At 64.5% G+C, this 23,370-nt stretch carries 19 protein-coding genes; 5 read left to right on the forward strand and 14 right to left on the reverse strand.

Annotated features, from left to right (window positions below; all coding sequences use genetic code 11):
- Window positions 1-115: 115 nt before the first annotated feature.
- Entirely contained in the window at window positions 116-2,536 is a 2,421-nt protein-coding gene (locus RBB42_RS18045) for a GcvT family protein (RefSeq protein WP_306043741.1), read from the forward strand.
- A gap of 2 nt (window positions 2,537-2,538) precedes the next feature.
- Here RBB42_RS18045 and RBB42_RS18050 read toward each other — a convergent pair whose 3' ends face one another.
- From RBB42_RS18050 to RBB42_RS18075, 6 genes are all read right to left on the reverse strand, one after another.
- On the reverse strand, window positions 2,539-3,924 hold the full coding sequence (locus tag RBB42_RS18050; RefSeq protein ID WP_305970852.1) for a hypothetical protein: 1,386 nt from the start codon (window positions 3,922-3,924) through the stop codon (window positions 2,539-2,541).
- Between the two features lie 13 nt (window positions 3,925-3,937).
- The gene (locus tag RBB42_RS18055; protein WP_305970853.1) at window positions 3,938-4,594 is read right to left on the reverse strand and encodes a hypothetical protein; all 657 of its coding nucleotides are present in this window, start codon (window positions 4,592-4,594) and stop codon (window positions 3,938-3,940) included.
- Window positions 4,595-4,712: 118 nt separating this feature from the next.
- Window positions 4,713-6,035, reverse strand: a complete 1,323-nt coding sequence (locus RBB42_RS18060; RefSeq protein ID WP_305970854.1) for an HlyC/CorC family transporter — start codon at window positions 6,033-6,035, stop codon at window positions 4,713-4,715.
- A 121-nt stretch (window positions 6,036-6,156) separates the two neighbouring features.
- Window positions 6,157-7,086 (reverse strand): site-specific tyrosine recombinase XerD, encoded by a 930-nt coding sequence (locus RBB42_RS18065; RefSeq protein ID WP_305970855.1) that lies wholly within the window; start codon window positions 7,084-7,086, stop codon window positions 6,157-6,159.
- Window positions 7,083-8,555 carry a hypothetical protein gene (locus RBB42_RS18070; RefSeq protein WP_305970856.1) on the reverse strand — a complete coding sequence of 491 codons (1,473 nt, stop codon included), beginning with the start codon at window positions 8,553-8,555 and terminating at the stop codon, window positions 7,083-7,085. Before RBB42_RS18070 ends, RBB42_RS18065 begins: the two co-directional genes overlap by 4 nt.
- Complete coding sequence (locus RBB42_RS18075; protein WP_162846261.1) at window positions 8,545-8,694, reverse strand: hypothetical protein; 150 nt, start codon at window positions 8,692-8,694, stop codon at window positions 8,545-8,547. Before RBB42_RS18075 ends, RBB42_RS18070 begins: the two co-directional genes overlap by 11 nt.
- Before the next feature lie 96 nt (window positions 8,695-8,790).
- Between RBB42_RS18075 and RBB42_RS18080 the strand changes: the two genes are divergently transcribed.
- Complete coding sequence (locus tag RBB42_RS18080) at window positions 8,791-9,363, forward strand: shikimate kinase (RefSeq protein WP_305970857.1); 573 nt, start codon at window positions 8,791-8,793, stop codon at window positions 9,361-9,363.
- Window positions 9,360-10,472: a 3-dehydroquinate synthase gene (gene aroB / locus RBB42_RS18085; RefSeq protein WP_305970858.1), complete on the forward strand. Its 1,113-nt coding sequence runs from the start codon at window positions 9,360-9,362 to the stop codon at window positions 10,470-10,472. Before RBB42_RS18080 ends, aroB begins: the two co-directional genes overlap by 4 nt.
- A 540-nt stretch (window positions 10,473-11,012) precedes the next feature.
- On the opposite strand, the gene RBB42_RS18090 is transcribed toward aroB, so the two are convergent.
- Both RBB42_RS18090 and ssb read right to left on the reverse strand, forming a co-directional pair.
- A complete protein-coding gene (locus RBB42_RS18090) occupies window positions 11,013-12,074 on the reverse strand; it encodes a site-2 protease family protein (protein ID WP_306043742.1) in 1,062 nt (353 codons plus the stop codon).
- Window positions 12,075-12,234: 160 nt separating this feature from the next.
- Window positions 12,235-12,765 (reverse strand): single-stranded DNA-binding protein, encoded by a 531-nt coding sequence (ssb, locus tag RBB42_RS18095; RefSeq protein WP_305970860.1) that lies wholly within the window; start codon window positions 12,763-12,765, stop codon window positions 12,235-12,237.
- Between the two features lie 150 nt (window positions 12,766-12,915).
- Here ssb and RBB42_RS18100 point away from each other — a divergent pair, with 150 nt between their 5' ends.
- The gene (locus tag RBB42_RS18100; protein WP_305970861.1) at window positions 12,916-13,527 is read left to right on the forward strand and encodes a lytic transglycosylase domain-containing protein; all 612 of its coding nucleotides are present in this window, start codon (window positions 12,916-12,918) and stop codon (window positions 13,525-13,527) included.
- Between the two features lie 200 nt (window positions 13,528-13,727).
- Window positions 13,728-14,594 carry a hypothetical protein gene (locus tag RBB42_RS18105; protein WP_305970862.1) on the forward strand — a complete coding sequence of 289 codons (867 nt, stop codon included), beginning with the start codon at window positions 13,728-13,730 and terminating at the stop codon, window positions 14,592-14,594.
- A 75-nt stretch (window positions 14,595-14,669) separates the two neighbouring features.
- Here the strand turns inward: RBB42_RS18105 and RBB42_RS18110 are convergent, their stop codons facing one another.
- The 6 genes from RBB42_RS18110 to miaA all read right to left on the reverse strand — a co-directional run bounded on the left by RBB42_RS18110 (window position 14,670) and on the right by miaA (window position 23,269).
- Window positions 14,670-16,757, reverse strand: a complete 2,088-nt coding sequence (locus RBB42_RS18110; RefSeq protein WP_306043744.1) for a dipeptide ABC transporter ATP-binding protein — start codon at window positions 16,755-16,757, stop codon at window positions 14,670-14,672.
- Between the two features lie 103 nt (window positions 16,758-16,860).
- Window positions 16,861-18,312 (reverse strand): ABC transporter permease, encoded by a 1,452-nt coding sequence (locus RBB42_RS18115; protein WP_306043745.1) that lies wholly within the window; start codon window positions 18,310-18,312, stop codon window positions 16,861-16,863.
- Between the two features lie 10 nt (window positions 18,313-18,322).
- Complete coding sequence (locus tag RBB42_RS18120; protein ID WP_305970865.1) at window positions 18,323-19,459, reverse strand: ABC transporter permease; 1,137 nt, start codon at window positions 19,457-19,459, stop codon at window positions 18,323-18,325.
- A gap of 133 nt (window positions 19,460-19,592) precedes the next feature.
- A complete protein-coding gene (locus RBB42_RS18125; RefSeq protein WP_371931763.1) occupies window positions 19,593-21,254 on the reverse strand; it encodes an ABC transporter substrate-binding protein in 1,662 nt (553 codons plus the stop codon).
- A 255-nt stretch (window positions 21,255-21,509) separates the two neighbouring features.
- A complete protein-coding gene (locus RBB42_RS18130; protein WP_305970867.1) occupies window positions 21,510-22,334 on the reverse strand; it encodes an AraC family transcriptional regulator in 825 nt (274 codons plus the stop codon).
- 29 nt (window positions 22,335-22,363) lie between these two features.
- The gene (miaA, locus tag RBB42_RS18135) at window positions 22,364-23,269 is read right to left on the reverse strand and encodes a tRNA (adenosine(37)-N6)-dimethylallyltransferase MiaA (RefSeq protein ID WP_306043746.1); all 906 of its coding nucleotides are present in this window, start codon (window positions 23,267-23,269) and stop codon (window positions 22,364-22,366) included.
- Window positions 23,270-23,370: the final 101 nt, after the last annotated feature.

The following is a 23,370-nucleotide window of genomic DNA, read 5'->3' on the forward strand; positions in this document are numbered from 1 at the left end:
TTTGACGAAAGTCGAAGCGCAAGGCGTTGTGAAGGGGCGACGAAATCTGTCGCAAACGGGCATTTTTTGTACGTGTTTGCCGGGCAGGGTGACGTGCAGATTTGCGGAGTGACCCATGCGCAGCCAAGCCCAAGCCGTCGTCATCGGAGGCGGCGTGATCGGATGTTCGATCCTTTACCACCTGACAAAACTCGGATGGAACGATGTTGTCCTGCTCGAACGTGACGAGTTGACGTCGGGCTCTACCTGGCACGCTGCGGCAAATATCCACGGCCTGCATGACAGCACCAACATCAGTCGCCTGCAGCACTATACGATGAGCCTTTACAAGGACCTGGAAGCGGAAACAGGCCAAAGTTGCGGTGTCTTCCAGCCCGGCAGCCTGTACCTGGCCCAGACGGTCGAGCGGGAGCACCAGCTGCGCCTGCAGGCCGCCAAGGCCAAGCTGTATGGCATGAATTTCCACGAGATCACCCGGGACGAGGCAGAGCGCCTGCATCCTCTGGTCGATTTCACCGGCATTCGCTGCATCATGTTCGAGCCCGACGGCGGCAACGTCGATCCTTCGGGTGTGACGGCGGCCTACGCGGCCGGCGCACGGCAACGGGGGGCCGAGATCCATCGCTTTACCCCGGTGACCGCGACGGAGCCACAGGCGGACGGGACATGGATCGTGCGCACGACCAAGGGCGATATCGCGACGCCCTGGGTGGTGAACGCCGCCGGACTCTGGGGGCGTGAGGTGGCGGCCCTGGCGGGGCTGAAACTGCCTCTGCAGCCGACCGAGCACCAATATTTCGTGACCGAAACCATTGCCGAGATCGACACGATGGACCGGCGGTTGCCGTCGGTCGCGGACCGGGACGGCGAATATTACCTGCGCCAGGAAGGCAAGGGCCTGCTGATCGGTGCCTATGAACGTGACGTGCGGCTCTGGGCCGAAGACGGCACGCCGCTGGATTTCGCGCATGATCTTTTCCCCGATGACCTGGAACGCATCGAGGACAACATGATGCGCGCCATCGACCGCGTCCCGGCAGTGGGCGCGGCGGGGATCAAGCGGGTCATCAACGGACCGATGATCTGGTCGCCCGATGCCAACGTGCTGATGGGGCCGGTGCCGGAACTGAAAGGCTATTTCTGCTGCAACGGCATCATACCGGGGTTCTCGCAGTCCGGCGGCATGGGCTTGATGGCGGCGCAATGGATCGTCGAAGGCGAGAAGCAATACGACATGTTCGCCTGGGACATGGCGCGGTTCGGTGACTGGGCGGACGAAAAATTCACCAAGGCGCGTGTCATGAACCAATATGCGCACCGCTTTGCCATCCACTTCCCCGGCGAGGAACGCGATGCCGGCCGTCCTGTGCGTGTGCGCCCGGTCTACGAGATGCAAAAGAGCATGGGCGCCAAGTTCGGCCTCAACTATGGCTGGGAACACCCGGCCTATTTCGACGCCGACCAGCCCGATACGCCCGGCTTCACCCGGCAGGGTTGGTGGCAGAGCGTGGGCCGCGAAGCGCGTATGCTGCGCGAGACGGGCGGCATCATCGACATCTCGAACTTTGCCAAGTACCGGGTCAGCGGCGCAGGTGCCGAGGATTGGCTGAACGCGCTGTTCGCCAACCGGATGCCGCGCAAGGTGGGGCGGTCCTGTCTGACTCCGTTGATCGGCAAGCGCGGCGGGATCGCCGGGGATTTCACCGTCACCCGACTGGGCGACGAGGAATTCTGGGTGATCGGATCCGGCATGGCCGAGCGTTATCATCAGCGGTTCTTCGCGGATGTGCCCTTGCCCGAGGGGACGGCCTGCACCTCCATGACCAATGCCATGTGCGGGTTCAACGTGGCTGGGCCGCGCTCGCGCGAGATGCTGGGGCGGTTGACCAACGCCTCGCTGGCCACCGCCGACTGGCCTTTCATGGCCTCGCAGTGGATCGAACTGGCTGGCGTTCGGGTGCTGGCGCTGCGGGTGTCCTTTACCGGGGACCTTGGGTGGGAACTGCATTGCGCCGAGGACGATCAGGCGCAGCTGTACGAGGCTCTTCTGAAGGAAGGCGACGCCTTGGGGATTGGCCCGGTCGGCAGCCGTGCCTTGATGAGCCTCAGGATCGAAAAAGGCTATGGCTCGTGGAGCCGAGAGTATTCGCCAGAGTACTGGCCGCAGGAAGTCGGGCTGGCGCGGCTGTGCAAGCTGGACAAGGAGTTCCTGAACAAACAGGCGCTGCTGGAGGTGATCGAGAAACCGGCGCGCGAGGAACTGGTGATCCTGGCGCTGGACGAAGATGCGGTGACGGCGTCCAATGCCGATGCCACGGGCGGAGAGCCGATCTTTCGCGATGGACGGGGCGTCGGACGTGTCACTTCGGGCGGCTATGGCTACTCCGTCGGTCGGAGCCTCGCGCTTGGCTATGTCAAGGCGGGTTCGGCGGCGCCGGGTGACCGGGTCGAGGTCATGGTGCTGGGCCGTCCGCACGGCGCGGAAATTCTGGCGCAGCCACCATTTGACCCGACCGGAGAGCGTCTGCGCGCCTGAGCCTATCGCATCGCCGGCCAGCCGATGCTGGTTCGCAGGTCGGCGCATTTGTCGGTGCAATCCGCACTGCACCGGCGCGCACGACCGTCATGGGTGAAGAAATCGCATTTGCCCAGCGTCCCGTCCGCTTTGCAAAAGACCACCATCTCGCTGCCATCGTGCCCCCGCAGGCGGTACTTGGCGATGGCACTGGCGGAATGATAGCGGCAGTCCGCGCCGCTTGTTCGCGGGCCGTGGATGTTGTGGATCTGGTCGAGGTGATGCCCACCGTCCTGCGTGAAATAGGCCGAGACCCCGGTTTCCTTGCCTGCCGCGTAGCGGACCTGTGACCTGATCCGGCCGCCCGCCTGGCCGTCGGCGGGGGCGGCGAAATAGCTGCACGAGAGATGGTTCTGGTCGTCCCCGGGCGGGATGCGATGGGTCAGGACCTGTCCGGTCAGGTCCGGGTTGCGGGTGGGGCAATTGGGCCCGTCCGGCGATGCGGTGGCACCACCCCCCGAGGCAGTCAGACGGCGGTCCAGCGCGGCGAGTTGGGTGTCAAGGAAGTCGATCCGCTCCTTGATCCGGGTCCGCATCGTCTGTGATCCCTGCAAGAGCCCGCGCACAAGCGTCTCGACTTCGGCCCGGAATTCGGGGCTGTCTATGTCACTGGTGGTGCCGACCTCGAAGAGAGTCAGCGTGACTTCCAGCACAAGGTCTTCCTTGGTCAACACGCGGGGCGGTCCGCCGGGCGTCAGCGAAGGCAGGATAAAATGGTCCGGATCCTTCAGCATCGGGGCAAGGCGGTCCCGTTCCGCCGTCAACTTGGCCTTTTCCACCGCCAGCAGCTTGTCACGCGCTGCCTTGTTGGCGGCCAGTCGGGCTTTTTGCGCCTCGATCTGATCGTCCAGCCGCCGGGACGCCCGGTTCAGGTCCGCCAGTTCGGCGACCAGCTCATTTTCGCGTCGCACCCGGGCGTGATATTGTCGGATCAACTGGTGTATGTCGGCGCAGGGCGGCGCGCAGTCATCGACCGTGCCGTCTCTCAATCGCTCCAGCGCGGCGCGTTCGGCCAGCAGCGCTCGCATCTGGTTGTTCAGGTCGCGTGAGTTCTGGTTGAAGGCGCGCATGCCCTTGAGCGCCTCGATCTCTGCCGTCAGAGCCCGGATCGCGGTCTCATTGGCTTGCCAGGGCTGGATCCAGGCCTTCCAGACACGCCATTTGTAGGCGCGGATCGCGGTCAGTTCGTTGTCAGCCTTGTCGGTCCTGGTGATCGTTTGTCCGACCTGCTGGCGCAACTGCGCGATGGTTGCCTCGATCTCGGTGTCGGTGTCTGCCCGCGCTGCGCTGGCCAGGAAAAGAAAGACGAGGAAAAGGCACGGCAAACACATCTTGGAGTGGCGTTTCATCCGCGATGCTCCTTCATTGATCCGCTTGGGCGAAGATGCAGGGCGTCAACGGTGCGACGAAGCGCAGGACCAGCCCGCCTGTTGCCGGTTCGCGGCCGACCAGAAAGATCGCGGGGTTGTCGTCAAGCATGTCGGCCACCTGGCCAGAGGCATCGGTGCGGGTGATCCGGGCGGCATATTGCCGGGCATAGGCGAGGTAGGCGGCAGGCTGGCCGGGCAGCGCCTTGCCAGCACGTTCGCTTGTGGCCCGTGCCGTTACGCGGGTGGTGAAGGCGGAGCCATCGACCGGATCAGTCCAGATCCCCTTTCCGTCAAAGCCGTCGTCTCTGGCCGTGAACGTCAAGGAAAGTCCGTTGCATCCAATCCCTCGACCCGTCCACTTGCCCGCTAGGGCGGAGGCCGGAAAGGCGCTGACAGGGCGTGCAGCTGGAAGGGGCGAGGGCACCTCCACCGCCTCTGGGGCAGTGGCAGGGGAGCCGCGCAACAGGTCGGTCTGAATGGCAGGGCGGTTGGTCTCTGGCGTGGGTGAGGCGGGGCCGTCCTTGAGCAGGCTGTTGATTTCCAGCCCCTGTGAAAGGCGAAGGGCCCCGGGAACATCCGGCTCTGCCACACCGACTGTCGCGGCAAGGGCAAGCGACGTTGCCAAGTACCGAAGGCCAAGTGTCTGCATCGCGGCGGTCCTCCCGGCCCGGCACGAGCGGGACGGCCCGTGCACGATGGCCACGAGAACAGCCTATCAGGCAGGACAGGGCGGGCCTTGAGCCATGTCAAGCCCGGCCCTGCGGTGCTCAGGCCGTGCCGGAGATCAGCGGGCGGACCTTGAGCTTGGTGATCCGGTTGTTTTCCCGCGCCATGACCTCGAAGCGGAATCCGTGGAAGCTGAAGACCTGACCCACGGTGGGGATCATCTGCGCCTCGTGGATCACGAGACCCGCGACGGTATTGGCCTCGTCGTCGGGCAGCGACCAGTCGGTGGCACGGTTGAAATCGCGGATGGTCATGGCCCCGTCGATCCAGTAGTGGCCGTCCTCGGCGCGGCGGATCGGGTGCTCTGCATCCGGGTCGAATTCGTCGGTGATCTCACCGACGATCTCCTCGAGGATGTCCTCGAGCGTGATCAGGCCCTGCAGGCTGCCGTATTCGTCCACGACCAATGCGAAATGCGTGCGACGGCGCAGGAACTGGCGCATCTGGTCGTCCAGTGACGTGGTGTCGGGAACGAAATAGGGCTTCATCGCGATGTCGGTGATGTTGAAGTCGGCGATGGCCCCGGCCATCGTCTGGTCCTCGTCCACCAGCCTGTACATGGCGCGCAGCAGGTCCTTGGCGTGGATTACGCCGATGATGTTCTCGGGGTCATCGCGGAAGACGGGCAGACGGGTGTGGCTGCTTTCCAGGCATTGTTCCAGGATTTCCTGCGGCCGCGCGTTGGCATCGATCATCTCGATCTTGGAGCGGTGCAGCATGATTTCCTCGACCGTGCGTTCGCTGAGATCGAGTGCACCCAGAATTCGGTCGCGGTCTTCCTTTTCGACGACGCCTTCGGAATGGCCGAGTTGCAGCGCTCCGGCGATTTCCTCGCGCACGGCCAGGATGTGGCTGTCGGGATCGGTGCGCACACCGACGACGCGCAGAAGGGCACGCACCAGCACGCGCACGGCCGACACAACGGGCGCGAAAAGCCGCACAACCAGCGCAATGGGGGCAGACACGCGCGACGCGGCAGTTTCGGGATTGGTGATGGCATAGGTCTTGGGCAGAACCTCGGCAAAGATCAGCACCAGAAGGGTCATGACCAGTGTCGCGTAGACGACGCCGCCCTCGCCGAAGGCCTGGGTAAAGATGCTAGTGGCCAGCGCCGTGGCGAGGATGTTGACCAGGTTGTTGCCCAAGAGGACCGAGCCGATCAGCCTTTCGTTGTCCTCTGTGATCCCGAGCGCACGCAAGGCGCCGGAATTGCCCTTGTCAGCGGCCGCGCGCAGCTTGCCCCGAGAGGCGGCCGTGAGGGCGGTTTCGGAGCCGGAAAAGAAGGCCGACAGCATGATGAGGGCCAAAATCGCGGCAGAGGAGATCCAGAAAGCGGCGTCGAAAGAGCCGGTCGATGCGTCCATGAAAGCGGTCCTTTGGGTTTGAACCGGTTATGGGGGCGCGGCAGGACGGGATCAAGGGGGCGGCGGTCCGCCATGTGCAGCGAACTATCCGGACAAAGCCCAGTTGTCGCTGGGCGCGGGGTCAGTCGTCCTTTGCAAGCGGGTGGTGGTCCAGCACCAGGTCGCGCAGCCGCTCTTCGAGCACATGGGTGTAGATCTCTGTCGTGGCCACGTCTGCGTGGCCCAGCAGGGTCTGGATGGCGCGCAGGTCGGCGCCGTTGGCCAGAAGGTGCGTGGCGAAGGCGTGGCGCAGGGTGTGCGGCGTCACCTTTTCCGGTGAGACACCGGCCTCGACCGCAAATTCCTTGATCAGCATGTAAAAGGCGTGCCGCGTGAGGTGCCCCGCCTTGCCGCGCGAAGGAAAGAGGAAGGTCGAGGCGGGTTTGCCGCGGCTCCTCGCGCTGTCCTCTTGCACTTCGCGCGCGGCAAGCCAGTCTGCCAGAGCCTCCCGAGCGGGGGGAGAGAGCGGGACCATGCGTTCCTTGCCGCCCTTTCCCCGGATCAACAGCATGCGGGGATCGCCCCGGGCCGCGGCCAGCGGCAGGGAGACAAGCTCGCTGACCCGCATGCCCGTGGCATAAAGAACCTGCATCAGGCAGGCGTTCCGGCTGCGGTCCGCGGCATTGCGCCCATGCGCCTGCGCCGCCTCCAGCAGGCGGTCGACCTCGTCGACCGAAAGGGTCTTGGGCAGGCGTTTGTCACGGCCGGGCCCTGCGATCTGCAGCGCCGGGTTGTCCTGGCGCAGGCCCTCTTCAAAGGCGAAACGGTAAAGCTGCTTCATGGCAGACAAGCGGCGCGCGCGGGTGGCCCTGGAGAGCCCCTGCGCGTCGCAATGCACGAGGTATGCCGTGATGTCATCCTCTGACGCGCTGGCGAAATCCTTGCCGGAATCGGTCAGCCAGTCCTGAACATGGGCCAAGTCGCGGTCATAGGCTGCCAAGGTATTGGCCGCCGCGCCGCGTTCGGCGGCCATCGCCTCCAGGAACAGCGGGACCCAGCGCGCGGGTGTCATCGGCGTGCCCTCTCGGCATCAAGGATCATCAGTTCCAGTGCCGAGCGCCGGGCGAGATCCTCCAGCCCCAGGCTGCGGAAGGCGGCAATGGCATCGGTCAGGTCCTGCCCGTTGCCGTCCGCGCCGGAGGAGAAGAGCACCATCGCGCGCAGGATGACCTCACCCAGGCGACCCTCGGCCAGTTGCGCCCGGAGCGCGCGAGGCATGGCCGCGCCGGAAAAGCCGGCGGCCACGGCCTTGGCATGGGGTAGGTCGGCCATTTCGGCCGGGGCAAGGCCCCGGGCGATGGCGGTCAGAAAGCGGGTTTCGCGACTGCCGTCGGTCAGTTCCAGCGCCAGTGCCTCGTAGGCAGGGGACAGGAAACCGGCGCGACGCACGATGCCGGCGGCGCGTCCGTCCAGCGCGACATCCGACAGACGCTCGCCGTAGAGTTCCGAAAAAGGCACCAGAAGGCGGCCCGAGGCCATCTGTGGCCAGACCCGTTCCAGTTCCTGCGCGATTGCGCCGGGGGTGCCCCGGTTCAAGGCCCGTTCGAAATCCTGCAGCGCATCGACCCGGTCCCAGACCCCGCCAGAGGCGGCGGGATGGCGCAGGGTGTAGATTCCCAGCAGGCGGTTGGCGGGCAGGCTCCCGGCCCGTGCCAGCCTTTCGGCGGCCTGAATCTGAGCGCGCCAGCCATTGTCGCCGCCCAGGTCAAGCACGGCGAAGGGCAGGGGCAGGGGCGCGGTGGGCAGCGGCTCTCCCAGTGCCTCGAACAGGCGGAATTCCAGCGGTGACGGACGCACGGGGGGCAAGAGCGGGGCATCGCTGGCCAGTTCCGGGTCCAGGAAGCGTGTCAGCAGTTCGGCCCGCCGCCCGCCGATGTCGCCCAGGCTCTGGGCGCTTTGCAGGATCAGCGCGGCGCGGCGCCAGTCGCCGTCGCGCGCGGTGCAGAAGATCCGCAGGGACAGGTCGTCACTCAGTCGCGGCTGTGCCGCGAGCGCCCGGCAGACCGGGGCGGATTGCCCCAACAGCAGGGCAAGGTCGGACCAGATCGCGAAGAGGTGCGGGTCCTGCACCCCGGTGATGTCCAGAAGCGCCAGCGCCTCTTCCACAAGGCCCTGGTCCTCGAGCCAGGTGAGGCGCGCGGTCAGATGGGCCAGGTCCCTGTCGTCCGCCGGAGGATCGGCCTCGGCCAGCATCATCACCCGCATGTGGGCGCGCAGCGCGGGCACCGGCAGATCCAGCGCGCGGATCAACGCTTCGAGCGTCGTGGGATCCGACCCGCGCCACATATCCGTGGTCAGGCCGGTCAGGCGCGGGGACAACAGCCCCGCCGCCCCGGGATTGGGCGCCGACAGCGGCGCCTCGTCGACCCGGGGCGGGGTGGCGCTTTGTGCGACGGGGGCATTCTGGGCCGAGACGGTTCCGGCCAGAAACAGCGCCGTGCACAGCGCCAGCGTCAGGCGGTGGCCCGGCTCAACCGTCATCGAGTTGCACCGGCAACCTACGCTCGGACTGTGGTGGGCTGAAATCCGCCCCGAAGAAAGGCCCGACATAGGCATAGGCGACAAGCGCCAGTGCCCCCAGGACCAGCAGATAGAATAGCCATTTGATCAACCGCCCCATTAGGTCGCGCCCCCTGCCTCGTCTTTTTTCAACTTATACCTAGCCTTTTTGTCGCGATCACGTCATTCACGCAACAGGTTAAGCGATGGGCGAGGGATGGCCGAAGGCACGGTTCACAAGGGATTGATCCTGCACAAGACAATTGTCTTCGTGGGCATGATGGGGGCAGGCAAGACGGCGGTGGGGCGGACGCTGGCGTCGCAGCTTGGCGTCATGTTCCGCGATTCGGATCACGAGATCGAAGAAGCCGCCAACATGACCATCGCAGAGATATTCGCCCGCGATGGCGAACCCTTCTTTCGACGCAAGGAAAGCCAGGTGATCGAGCGCCTTCTGGAAGGCAAGCCCGGCGTTCTGTCGACCGGGGGAGGGGCCTTTCTGTCGGCGGACAATCGGCAGATGATCTCGCGCATGGGGGTCTCTGTCTGGTTGGACGCGGACCTGGACCTGTTGTGGGAAAGGGTGCGCCACAAGGATACCCGGCCGCTGCTGCGCACGCCCGACCCCAAGGGCACGTTGCGGGAACTGTACGAGGCAAGGGTGCCGGTCTATGCGCAGGCGGACGTTGCGGTGCCCTCTGCGCCGGGCCTGTCGCTGGACCAGATGGCGCGACGGGTGTCCGCCGCGCTGCTGGAAGGCAGGCCAGACGTGCTGGAGAAGGTGGAATGATCGAGACGGTGAATGTCCCGCTGCCGGGACGCGAATATGAGGTGCGCATCGGGGCCGGGCTGCTGTCGCGGGCCGGGGCAGAGATCGCGCCCCTGCTGAAACGCCCGCGCGTGGCGATTGTCAGCGACGAGAACGTCGCCGCGGCGCATCTGGCCGCCCTTGAGGCTGCGATGGCTGCCGAGGGTATCGAGAGCGTGGCCCTGACCTTGCCGCCGGGCGAGTCGACGAAAGGCTGGCCGCAATTCACGCGTACCGTGGAATGGCTTTTGGAACAGAAGGTCGAGCGGCGCGACATCGTCGTGGCCCTGGGCGGTGGCGTGATCGGCGATCTCGTGGGCTTTGCCGCCGCCGTGTTGCGCCGAGGGGTGCGATTCGTGCAGATCCCGACCAGCTTGTTGGCGCAGGTCGACAGTTCCGTGGGGGGCAAGACCGGGATCAACGCGCCACAGGGCAAGAACCTGATCGGTGCCTTTCACCAGCCCGCGCTGGTACTGGCCGACATCGGCGTATTGGAAACTCTGACTCCGCGCGATTTTCTCGCCGGATACGGCGAGGTGGTGAAATACGGGCTGTTGGGCGATGCGGCGTTCTTTGACTGGCTGGAAACGAACGGCGCCAAGGTCGCCGGGGGGGATCGGGAGGCGCGGGCTTATGCGGTGAAACGCTCGGTCGAGATGAAGGCCGAGATCGTCCTGCGCGACGAGACGGAACAGGGCGACCGGGCGCTGTTGAACCTCGGCCATACCTTCTGTCACGCGCTGGAGGCCGCGACCGGTTATTCCGACCGCTTGCTGCACGGCGAGGGCGTGGCAATTGGCTGTGCGCTGGCCTTCGAACTGTCCGCGCGCTTGGGGCTTTGCTCGCAGGAAGATCCCAGCCGGGTCCGCGCGCTGTTGAAGGACAGCGGGATGCGCTGTGACCTGGCCGATATCCCGGGCGATCTGCCGGATGCCGAGGCCCTGCTGGAGCTGATGGGACAGGACAAGAAGGTGGTGGACGGCCAGCTGCGGTTCATCCTCGCGCGCGGCATCGGACAGGCCTTTGTGACCTCGGACGTCCCGCGCGACACGGTTCGGACGATGCTGGCAGAGCAGCTCTCTAACCGCTGATCGGACCCGGAAATTCATGTGCGACGGAGACGGAAACGGCCTTTTCTGTCTCCTGAGTGATATGCGCATCGTGGAGCTTCCGTGCTTTGCGAGCAACGTTCGTCAAAGCGTTACATGCCCCAATTCCGGTACGCTGATACAGAGCTTGCCGTCGAATATGAGAGCCATTCGTGCCTTCGGCAGGCCACGCACATATCCGATTGAATGGACCCGGCCCTCGAAGCCACTTCCTTGGGTGGCCTGAGGAAGCCGGAACCCGATATGGTATGACCGTTACCATCGGTACGGAGGTGAAGCGTGAAGGATCGCAAGGCATCGCCGAACCGGTGCCCGTTTGCACTGCTGGGCGAACACTGGCCCGCGGCGGTGAATGCGGTCACTGTAGAGAGGAAGGTTCGGCGGGGAAAAAGGGGTTGGTCCTGATTGCGCATCCGATGAGTCGAACAATCCTCGTTTCGGGAAGACAACAAGCGGGTATGCCGCCCGTGGCGTCGCTATGACGGAGGCTTCGTTCTCTTCAAACCTTGAAAGGTGCGGCAGTCACCGCCGGCTGCGCAGCATGATCAGTTCGCCCAGGTTTTCCGAGGTGACATAGCCCACGACGTGCCCGGCCGCGTCCGTTGCCGCGACGGCGGGGGACTGTTGCAGCGCGTCCATAGCCTTTGCCAGCGGTGCCGACAATGGCAGGGCGGGCACCTCTTCCATTTCTTCGCCGACCGGATGGGTGTTGTGACCTTCGGCCATCGCCCGGAACAGGGCTTGGCGGGTCAGGAAACCGGCCAGCCGCCCGTCCTCATGCAGCACGGGAAACTCATGCTGTGTCGTGCGGATCAGCGTTTGGGCGGCCACATGCATCGGGTCAGAGGGCGTGAGGCTTTCGAAACTGGTGATCACCGCATCGCGCAAGTGCAGGCCCTCGGCCAGGCCGCGGCTTTCGACGTCGCGTGCCTCGGCCTGGGCGGCGACAAAGATAAAGAGTGCGATCAACAGCAGGATCAGGTTGCCCGAGGTGAGGCCGAGAAAGCCGAAAAGAAAGGCCGCCACCTGGCCCGCGGTCGCGGCAAAGCGGGTGGCGCGGACCCGATCCATGCCAAACGACAGTGCCGCCCGCAGCACCCGCCCGCCATCCATCGGAAAGGCCGGAATAAGGTTGAAGACCGCGAGAAAGAGGTTCACCGCCGCCAACCGGCCCAGGAAGTCCTGCGGGTTCGTCGGATCGGCCAGCGCTTCCATTTCCGTCGAGGCGCCGAAGACGATCAGCACGCCCCAGATGACCACATTCACCGCCGGCCCGGCGAGGGCCACCGCGATTTCATGCATCGGGTTTTCGGGCATCCTTTCCATCCGGGCCATGCCACCGATGGGCAACAGAGTGATGTCCGGTGTCTTGATCCCGTAGCGCCGTGCCATCAACGCATGACCGTATTCATGCGCCACCACGCAGCCAAACAGCGCGACGACAAAGAGCGTGTTGTCCAGTGCGGCTGCGGGGCCGCTTTCCGCCCAGGCGGCTGCGGCCACCCAGGCCAGCAGCAGGAAAAAGGTCGCGTGAACGCGCAGTTCGGACCCGAGTAGATGGCCAAGGCGGAAAGTCCAGGTCATGTCGTCTCCTGTCGGACAGTCTGTGAACCCACAGATAAGACCTGTTCCGCCGGGGCGCTACCACGCGCGGCGTCCCCCTTTTCAAAGAAATGGCGCCTGCCATGGGGACAGGCGCCATTCCAAGGTCTGGCTGAACCGACCGAAAGGCCGGTTCCGTGCATCAAAACGGAATTTCGTCGTCGATGTCGCGCGCCGGTGCCCGGGACGGGCCGGAGCCGCCACCCGATCCGCCTCCGTATCCCGGATCGTCATAGCCGCCGCGGTCGTCATAACCACCGCCGCCACCACCGTAGCCGCCGCCGGACCCACCACCATAGCCGCCACCGCCGCCGCCTTCGCTGCGGCTGTCGAGAAGCGTCAGCTCGCTACGGTAGGGACGCAGCACGACCTCTGTCGAATAGCGGTCCTGGCCGTTCTGGTCCTGCCATTTGCGGGTTTCCAGCTGGCCTTCGATATAGACCTTGGAACCCTTGCGCAGGTATTGCTCTGCGATGCGTGCGAGGGGCTCGGAGAAAATGGCCACCGAGTGCCATTCGGTCCGCTCGCGGCGCTCGCCGGTGTTGCGATCCTTCCAGTTTTCCGAGGTGGCGATGCGCAGGTTGCAGACCTTGCCGCCGTTCTGGAAGGTGCGCGTTTCGGGATCCCTCCCGAGGTTGCCCACCAGGATCACCTTGTTCACGGAACCGGCCATGTATTTCCCCTTCGAATCTCGTCGGCACTGATCCGCCGAGCCTACACCCATCATGGAACCCCGCGAAAGGTGCGCTCCGGCGGCACTGGCGAAATCGCCGAAAATGCGTATAGTCGCAACCGTGAAGTTTTGATTTAGGGGGATAGTGGCATGCTGCGCGCGGGTTTTCGCACGGCCGGATTGGGGCTGGCTCTGGGGGTCATTGCAGGGGGCGCATGGGCAGACGTCCTGTCGACCAAGAACCGATCTCACATCTTTTCCAGTCAGACCAAGGTGCTCGATAACCGCGCGGCGCAGCAGTACAAGAGCTCGGTCCGCCTGCAGCCGCCCAAGGTGGTCACTCCGACCAAGTGGGGGCCGGACACGGATGGCGACTTGCCCGTCTACCGCGGGCGCTACAACGGCGAGTTCGCCCAGATGGCCCGCGTGGCGGCACGCAAGCACGGAATCCCCGAGGACCTGTTCCTGCGTCTGGTGAACCAGGAATCCCGGTTCAATCCCAAGGCGAAGTCGCACAAGGGGGCGATCGGGCTGGCGCAACTGATGCCGGATACCGCACGGCGCCTCGGTGTCGATCCACATGATCCGGCGCAGAACCTCGAGGGCGGCGCACGTTACCTCAAGCAGCAGTTCCAGAAATTTGGCAGTTGGCGCCTGGCTTTGGCCGCCTATAACGCCGGTCCGGGCGCCGTGACCAAGTACAAGGGCGTGCCGCCTTATCGCGAAACGCGAAACTACGTGAAAATCATCCTCGGGGGCTGATCCGGGCACAAACCGGGCTGAACGCGGCGCGGCTTAAACCTTGGTTATGTCTTTGCTGCCAGACTGCATTCCGGCGTCGATACGATCGCGGGAACGGTGGAATGGGGTATCTTCACTTTTGGTGGATCTGGAAGGCAGGGCGCGGGGGCGCGGCGCTGATTTGTCTTGCCATGTCGATACTTGCCAGTTCCTCGGCGGTCATGGCACAGGGATGCCAAGTGCCCGGTGACCTTATGGGCGTGGCCCGAACGCTTGCGGTTCTGCCTGTGGACCGCGCCGATCTGCCGCCGGCCATGACGGCCCGGCTGGGAGCGCAACTGGACGACCTGTCAGAGGCGCGAATCCTTGATGCCCTGATCGACACTGGGTTGGATAGCCTGGCCCCCGTTGCCGTCAACCTTCTGGCCGAGGCCGAGAGGCTGGCCAACGGGGGCGATTACAACCCGGCGCGCCTGACGGCCCTGCTGCGTGACCTTGACCAGCAAAGCACATTGGCGTGCGAAACCTCCGGTACATCCATCTTTCAGCGCATGCAAAGCGGGCGCGACGGCGGCGTATTTTCCAAGGCCAGCGGCGTTTGGTCCGAGATCGAACGGCGCGCGCAGGAGGAAAAGCTGTTTGCCGCCGGGGCGGTCGTCGTTCTGATGGTCGGATTCATCTCTCTGCTGGTGCTGATCGACACCTGCTATCGCTGGATCATGGCGCTGATCTACAACCGCAAGGCCTGTCGCATCGCCGCGGACCTGAAGGTGGGCGGCAAATTGGTCGAAGGGCTGGTGATCACGCTGGGCAAAGGCGGTTGCCGCTTTCATCCCTTCGATACCAAGGCATTCGACAGGCTGTTGCCCCAGTTGCGGGCGACCGGCAGGCTAGAGCTTTGGATTGAGGGGGAAAACCTACCTGTTCAGTGCAGCAGCATCCACGAACTTTATACCGATTTCCTTTTCCCGTGCCCGATCACTCTAAAACAGCAGCGCGCATTGCTCGGACACTCGTCGATTTCGCCTTATCACATCCGCAAGTCGCGGGGCGGCGGCGAACGCGAGGCACAACGCCTGGTCGGTTAGAACGAAACAAGTGCCGTGGTCGGCTCAGGCCATAGACTGCCTTCCCCGGGCCACCGGGCCCGGGGAAGGTCAGTTTCACTCTGCCGCGATCTTGATGACCGGTTCCATTGCGTCGAATTCGGTGTCGGCGAGGTGGCATTTGATCTGGTGACCACCGGCCATCACGCGCACCGGAGGCACTTCCTTGTCGCAAAGACCGCCCGGAACCTTGTCCTTCCAACGGCAGCGCGTCTGGAACGGACAGCCCGAGGGCGGGTTCATGGCCGAGGGTATATCGCCTTCCAGCACGATATGGGTCTTTTCGACATGGGTGTCGGCGATTGGGACCGCTGAAAGCAGCGCCTCGGTGTAGGGGTGGTAGGGCGGCGCAAAGACCTGGTCGGTCGTGCCCAGTTCGACAACGTGGCCCAGGTACATCACCATCACCCGGTCGCTGAGGTAGCGCACGATCGACAGGTCGTGGCTGATGAACAGCAAGGTGGTCTTCTGCTCACGCTGGATTTCCATCAACAGATCCGTGACCGCCGCCTGGACCGACACGTCAAGCGCCGAGACGGGCTCATCCGCCACCACGATCCGCGCACCGCCGGCAAAGGCCCGTGCGATGCCCACCCGTTGCTTCTGACCGCCCGACAACTGGCGCGGCATGCGTTCGGCAAAGGCCCGCGGCAGCTTGACCAAGTCCAGCAAGCGCAGCATTTCCTGCCGGCGCTCCTCGTCGGAATTGCCGTGTTCGAAGATTTCCAGCGCCCGCATGATCTGCCGTCCCACGGTCATCGAGGGGTTCAGCGTGTCGAAAGGGTTCTGAAACACCATCTGGACGTCGGCCACGGTCTGCGTGTCGCGCTTTTCGATGGGCGTGCTTTCGATGTTGCGGTTGTCCAGCAGGATCTGCCCGTCCGTTGCGGTTTCCAGGCCCATCAGAACCTTGGCAAAGGTCGACTTGCCGCAGCCGGATTCGCCGACGATGGCCAGCGTCTCGGATTCGCGCGCCTCGAAGCTCAGCGTCTCGTTGGCCTTGACCACCTTCTTTTCGCCGGAACTTCCGAACAGCGCATTGGCGGCCACCTCGTAGTATTTCTTGAGGTTGTCCATCTTGAGCACGACCTTGCCGGGCTCGGACTTCTCGTTGGTCGAGGTGCTGACCAGGGGGGCGTTCCAGTCGATCTCCTTGAACTTCAGGCAGCGGGAGCGGTGCCTGTCGTCGCCGGGGACGTCCTCCATCGGAATTCGATCCATCGCGTCGCAGCGGCCTTCCTCGAAGTAGTCGCAGCGAGGACCAAAGTTGCATCCCGGAGGGCGCTCATGGGGCAGGGGAAAGTTGCCCGGGATCGCCACCAGCGGGCGCGCGTTCTTGTCCGCGCCGGGCAGGGGGATTGAGCGGAACAGCGCCTGCGTGTAGGGGTGCTGCATCTTATCAAAGACATCCTCGATGCTGCCGGTCTCGACCGCTTCGCCGGAATACATCACGCAGATCCGGTCGCAGGTCTCCAGCACAAGGCCAAGGTTGTGCGAGATGAAGAGCATCGATGTGCCGTATTTCTCGCCCAGCTCCTTGACCAGTTGCACCACCGCCGCTTCGACGGTCACGTCCAATGCCGTGGTGGGTTCGTCCAGGATCAGGAGCGCGGGCTCTGCCATCAGCGCAAGCGCAATCACGATCCGCTGCTGCTGGCCGCCCGACAGCTGGTGCGGATAGCTGTCGAGGATGCGCTTGGGGTCGGGCAGCTTGACGTCCGTGACCACCTGCAGGGCGCGCTCGTAGGCCTCTTCCTTGCTGACGCCCTTGTGGATCATGGGCACTTCCATCAGCTGTTTGGAGATCTTCATCGCCGGGTTCAGGCTGGCCATCGGTTCCTGGTAGATCATGGCGATCTCGGAGCCGCGGATGTGGCGCAGTTCTTCCTGGCTCATCTTGTTCAGGTTGCGGCCCTTGAACTTGATCGAACCGCCGACAATTCGGCCGTTCTTGCCAAGGTCCTGCATTACACCCAGCGCCACGGTGGACTTGCCGCAGCCGGATTCCCCCACGAGGCCAACCGCCTCGCCCGGTCTGACCCGGACAGAGAAATCCATCACTGCGGGGATCTCGCGCAGCCGGGTGAAGAAGGAGATCGAAAGGTCCTCGATCTCGAGGATCGGCCCGTCGTAGTCGTCTTTCATGTATCAGTTCTCCCTGTCGGAGCAGCCCGCGAAACGCTTGCGGTTTCTCTGGGCCGAAAATACCGGGGGGCACCGGGGATGGTCCCCGGTGCCCGTCGAGTGCTCAATCCCGCAGGGATTCCTCGCGCAGCCCGTCTGCCAGCAAGTTCAATCCAAGAACCAGGCTCAGCAGGGCCAGCGCAGGCGGCAGGGCGGGGTGCAGGTAGATCGACAAAAGCTTGCGCCCCTCGTTGATCGTCGACCCCCAGTCCGGGCTTTCCGGCGGCAGGCCCAGTCCGAAGAAGCCCAGTGTTCCCAGCAGGATCGTCGTATACCCGATGCGCAGGCAGAAATCGACGATCAGCGGCCCGCGCGCGTTGGGCAGGATCTCCCACAGCATGATGTACCAGGGACGTTCGCCGCGGGTCTGCGCCGCTGCCACGTAGTCACGCGTCTTGATGTCCATAGTCAGGCCCCGCACGATGCGGAACACCGTGGGAGAGTTGACGAAGACCACCGAGACGAAGACCACCAGTACACCCCCCGGCACGTCGAAGAAATCGAGCGGCCAGAAGGTGATACGGGAGGCGGTGGGGTCCGGGTTGTTGATCACCGACATGTAGACCAGGAACATCGGGACAAGGATGATCGCCAGCCAGATGTAATCCTTTTGCGGCTGGGTGCGGTAGCGCGAGTGGACAAGCACGCCCGCAAAGATCAGCGGGAAGAGAAACAGCACCACCGCCATGAACTGCGGCAGGCCCGTCGCCACGATTTCCGGCGTCACCAGCAGGTAGAACAGCAGGATCACCGGAAAGGCCAGGATCAGGTTGGCGAAAAAGCTCAGCGCCGTGTCCAGCTTGCCGCCGTAGTAACCCGCCGGCAAGCCCAGCGTGATCCCCACCATGAAGGCAAAGAGCGTCGCCAGCGGCGCAATGGCGATCACGATGGTCGAACCCGCGACGACGCGGCTGAAGATGTCGCGTGCGAGGTTGTCACCGCCAAAGAGATACCACTGGAAGTCGCCCTCTTCGGCCCCGCGCAAGGGTGTACCGGGCACCTTGTTCTTCATGCCGGAGACCTGGCTCAGAGGATCATGCGTCGCGATCATGTCGAAGGCGCCGTAGAAGACCGCCGTGAAGACCCAGAACATCACCAGGCCAAAACCGATCATCCCGATCATCGAGTCGAAGAGCTTGCCATAGAGGCCGAGGCTGCGCTTGAAATTGATCGAGACGACGAAGGTCAGGACAAGGGCGATCCAGACGGGGATGAACTGACGGCTGATGCCGCCGATGATCCCGGCGCCCGTGCCCATGGCAGCGCCCACCACGACATAGGCCAGAACGACCAGCAAAAGCGCCAGCCCCAGCCAGTTCACCAGTTTCGTGGACAGGCCCCAGATGCCGCCGGTGGCGATGATGGTGCCGTCCGGGTTGGTCTGGATGCCGGTGTCCGGCTCGAAGAAGGACAGGATGATCTTGGCAACGAGGGCCACCGCGAACACGGGCACCAGGATGGTCAAGATCGGGTTAAGGACGGGCCCGAGGCCGCCGGTCCAGGTCAAAGGATCCATTCTTGCCTCCTCAGGTCACGCTGATCCGCGGGTTCAGGTAGACATAGCCGATGTCAGAGATCAGCTGCGTCACCAGGACCACGAAGACCGAAACCACCGAGATCGCCAGCAGCATCTCGATATCGTTGTTGCCCGCCGCACGGACCAGTTCCCAGCCGACGCCCTTGTACTGGAACAGGGTCTCGACGATGACGACGCCGTTCAGCAGCCAGGGGAACTGCAGCATGATCACGGTAAAGGGCGCGATCAGCGCGTTGCGCAGGGCGTGCTTCATCACGATGTTGCCGAAACTCACCCCCTTGAGGCGCGCGGTCCGGATGTACTGCGCGGTCATGACCTCGGCCATCGAGGCGCGGGTCATCCGCGCGATGTAGCCCATGCCATAAAGCGCGATGGTCAGCACCGGAAGAAAGAAGTTCTCGAAGTTAGGGTTCTCCATCGCGCTGGTGGCCGTGCCCTTGAACCACTTCAGGCCCACCGCCGAGGAGGTGAAGATCGCGATGAACAGAACGCCCGAGACATATTCCGGCGTCGCCGTCGTGGTGATCGAGAAGGTCGAGAGCGTGCGGTCCAGGGCGGATCCCTCGCGCATGCCAGCAAGCACACCGACGATCAGGGCCGACGGGATCATCAGAAGCATCACGCACAGCATCAGGAAGCCGGTGTTTCCCATCCGTGTGCCAAGCGCCTCTGTCACGGGGGCCTTGGACACGGTGGACCAACCCCAATGCCCCTGCAGGACGCCGCAGAAGGTCGGCGCCTCTGCCGGGTCGCTGCCGGGCAGGATGCAGCGGCCACGCTGGTTCCCATCCCGGTCGACCCGCGTCCATCCCGGGTAGACCCCCAGCCATTCCGCGTAGTTGCGGAAGATGCGGGGATCAAAGCCTGTGTTGACCTGTTCCGAGGCCTCAGCCTGGGTGATGCGGCCTGCGTTCAGGTCTGCCAGCAGTTGGTCGTCCAGCGGCGACCGGTAGCCGTTGTTCGATAACCAGGTGGCGACCTCGATGTCGGTCATCCGGAAGTTGCCTTCGGACTTCGCGAGTTTTTCCAGGTTTGGATAAAGGTTCGTCATCACGAAGACGATGAACGTCAGGCAGAAAGCGGTCAGTAGCATGACCCCCACACGCCTGAGGATGAAAAGACCCATTGGTGCCCCCGTTGGTGGCTTTGGACCGGTAGACTTCCGGCCTCTTTTGGCTGATGGATCCGCTTGTATCGCGCGGACCGGGACGAATATGGGCCGCGCGATCCTTTCGCGCGGCCCGCCTGGCCAAAAGGCGTCAGGCCTTGATGCCGAACTTGTAGATCTGCGGCAGGTCGGCGATGTGCTTGTCCACACCCACCAGGTTGTCGCGGTGGTGGCGCATCGCGGTCCGCCAGTACGGCTGGATGGTCACGCCTTCCTCGATCATGATCGCCTGCAGCTTGCCCATGACCTCGCGGCGTTCGTCCGCATCGGCGATCGAGTTCGCCTCGGCCAGCAGGGCGTCGAATTCGGCGTTGGCAAAGCCGCTCTCGTTCCAGGCCGCGCCCGAGGTATAGGCCAGGGCCAGAACCTGCGTGCCCAGCGGGCGGTGGTTCCAGTTGGTCGACGAGAACGGGTATTTCGTCCAGTCGTTCCAGAAGGTCGATCCTGGCAATACCGTATGCGTGGCCTGGATGCCCGCGTCGTTCAGCTGGGCGACCACGGCGGCGGTGGTGTTGCGGCGCCAATCGTCGTCGATGGACTGGACCTCGTGCACGAAGTCTTCCATGCCCGCTTCCTTGATGAGTTCCAGCGCGCGCGCCGGATCATGCGGAATGCGAGTGACGGAGGCATCGTGCTCGGGGTGCATCGGGCCGACGTGGCAGTTGTCGGCATGGATGCCGTAGCCGGCCATGCCCAGCTCCAGGCAGACATTGTTGTCGACCGCCATGGCCAGGGCCTGACGCACGCGCTTGTCGCCGTAGATCTTGTTGCCATCGGCATCCTCGGCCAGCTGGTTCGGGCGGATCACGATGGTAAAGCCCGAGGGGATCTCGGAGCGCGTCAGGCCGATGCTGTCGAAGATGTCGACGAATTCGCCCACCGACTCCCAGTTCATGTCGATCTCTTCGGCCTCGAAGGCGGCGATGAAGGCCGCCGGGTCCTGGCCGTAGTCGATGAACTCGATGCGGTCGATGAAGCCACCCTTGCCGGCGGCATAGCCCCACCATTCGTGGTCCTCGTTGCGCACCAACACGCCCTTGACGCCGACCTCGTGGCTTTCCGGCAGCATGAAGCCGGTGCCGATCGGGTTGGCCAGCATGTTGTTGGGATCATGGCTCGAATGCACGACGGCCGCCGGGTAGTCGGCAAAGCCGGGAATGATGGTGATATCGGGCGACGAGCAGCGCAGCTTGACCGTGTGGCTGTCGACCACCTCGATGGCGCCTTCGGCGGCCTTCTTGGTGTCGGGATCGATCAGCGACCCCATGCGCGCGGCCATCGAGTTGCCCTCGACTTCGCTTTCGCACCACATCGTGATGTTGCGGGCCACGTCCTCGGCGGTGAAATCGTCCCCGTTGTTCCATTTCACGCCCTGGCGGACCTTCAGGGTGTATTCGGTGGCGTCCTCGTTGGCCTCCCAGCTTTCCAGCAGCATGGGTTCGAACGAACCGTCGTTGTTGTACTCGACGAGATACTCCAGCCAGCCGGCGGTAAAGGTCGCGATCTGCGTCCAGTCGTAGGTGCGCGGATCCTTGAGCGCGCGAACCTCCATCTGGTAGCGGATCGTGCCACCCTGCTGTGCATGGGCCGCAGCCTGCGCGGGCTGCTGCAGGCCGCCCAGAGCGTAGGCCGCCGCAGAGGTCAGGCCCAGCGCGGTGGTGCGCGCCAGGAATTCACGCCGGTCCAGCAGACCCTGCTTGAGTTCCTTGGCGTACATCTTCGCAGCCGGGTGCACCCGCTGCAGGTTGTCCATCGATGTCATATTTTTCTCCCTGTGACAGTCCTATGATCAGCCGGGGGTCCGGTTGGTCGGCCTTTTTTGTTGGGGAACTTTGTTGTTCCCGGCGTCGTGGCCCCACGCTGCACGTCATTGCGCACGAGAAAGCTTGCCTAGTCAACGCCCGCTATCGTCCTTTTGAGGTCAAAAACCGACATGGGGCTTATTCAAAAGCGACACGGCCCCAAGTGCAAGACACGACCCCGCGATACAGCGGAGAAAGCGCCCCGTTCAGGCCCGTGCAGGTGAACGCCGTGTTGCTGCCCGCAGGGCCGAGGGCGTGTGCCCCGTATGGTTCTGGATGAAGCGGGTAAAATAGGCCGGCGACGCAAAGCCCAGGGACCTTGCCACCTCCTTGACCGCGGGCGCCGGGCTTTCCAGCGCCAGCCGCGCGGCGTGCAGCTTGCGCTCGGTCAGGATGTCGGCGGCGGTCTTGCCGCAGCAGCCGCGGCAGACCCGGCTGAGATGGGTCGGTGTAACGTCCAGGGCCTCGGCATACAGGCCCATGGCCTTGGGTTGGCGGAACTCTCGTGTGACGGCCTCGGCATAGCGCCGGACCAGCCGCTGTGCCGCGCTTTCGGGCGGGGTATCTGTCGCGCCGGCCTGCACCTGTCGGTGCAGCCAGACGGCGATAAGCCCGACATGAGCGGCCAGCGCCTCTTGCAGCATGGGGCGTTTCTGGGTCGTCTCGCGGTTCATCGCATCGATGGTGCCGGTCAGTTCCGCCTGCGAGAGGCTGTCGCGCACCCGCAGCAGCAGCGGCGCATGCGGCATGTAGGGGCTGAGCCCTGCCGGGCTCTGGACGAACAGCGCCTGTGTGCCTTGCTGCATCTCGACCGAGAACAGCGTACCCGCGGGCAGGAACAACGCGTTGTTGGTCGAAATGCCGCGCCGAATGCCGTTGACGATGACACGACCCTGTCCACGCGTCACCCAGAGCAGGATATCCTCCGGCCGGTCGTGCAACAGGGTGAATTTCCAGGGCGCGGCCTGAACCTCCAGCGCGTAGGAACCGCTCCGGACCTCGCCCTTGGGGCGTGGCGGAGCGGGCGGCATTGGCCTTTTCAGGAAGCCGGGCCGCGACATCAGGCCAGTTCCCGGGCTGGCAGGCTGTGCCAGCGGCGCATGCGGGCGCGGAACCAGGTGCGCTGCCGCTTGGCGAATTGCCGGGTCAGGATGGTGGCGCGCCGGGTGGCTTCTGCCAGGGTCATGTCCCCATCGAGATGGGCCATGAGTTCCGCCGCGCCGATGGCCTTGGCCGAAGGACGGTCCGGGGTCCATCCGGGTCGATTGGCGCGGGCTTCGTCCAGGGCGCCTTGGGCGATCATCTGGTCGAAACGGCGCTCGATCCGTGGGGTCAGCCAGTCCTTGGGCGCATCGACGACGAATGCGCTGGCCTGGTCGAGCGGCAGCAGGGGGGCCGGTGTGTCCGCCTGCCAGTCGGCCAGGCCGCGCCCGGTCGCGCGCAGCACCTCCCAGGCGCGGGCAACGCGGGCAGGATTGTTGAGGTCGATCCGCCCGGCGGTTTTCGAGTCCAGGTCTGCGATCATGGCCTGCAGGCCACGGTCGGCCAGCAGGGCCTCGCCCTCGGTCCTGACGTCAGGCGGGGTCGGCGGGATGTCTGCCAGTCCTTCTGTGAGCGCGGTCAGGTACAGCCCGGTGCCGCCGGTAAAGATCGGGCGTTCGGGGGCGTTCAGAAAGACCGCTGCCTCGCGCAGCCATTCACCGACGCTGTAGGCGCGATCGCCGGGAACGTGGCCATACAGCGCGTGCGGCGCGCGGGCCTCGTCCTCTGCCGAGGGGCGCGCGGTCAGCACGCGCCAGTCCGAGAACACCTGGATCGCGTCGGCGTTGACGATGATTCCGCCCTGTCGTTCGGCAATGGCGAGCGCAAGGGCGGACTTGCCGCTGGCGGTCGGGCCGGCGATCAGCACGGGGCGATCCGGCACGCAGGCTGCAAGGCATTCCTCGATTGCCGATTTGTCACGCATTGGGTTGCCTGTCCCGGTCCTGCCCGGCAGCGCCGCTGGGCCATTGCAGCCCGACCGGTTTTCCGCCACATATGCGCGCGATCATATCCCCGCCACGACGG

The sequence above is a fragment of the Mameliella sp. MMSF_3455 genome (assembly GCF_030733205.1).
In the GTDB taxonomy this organism is placed as follows: Bacteria; Pseudomonadota; Alphaproteobacteria; order Rhodobacterales; family Rhodobacteraceae; genus Antarctobacter.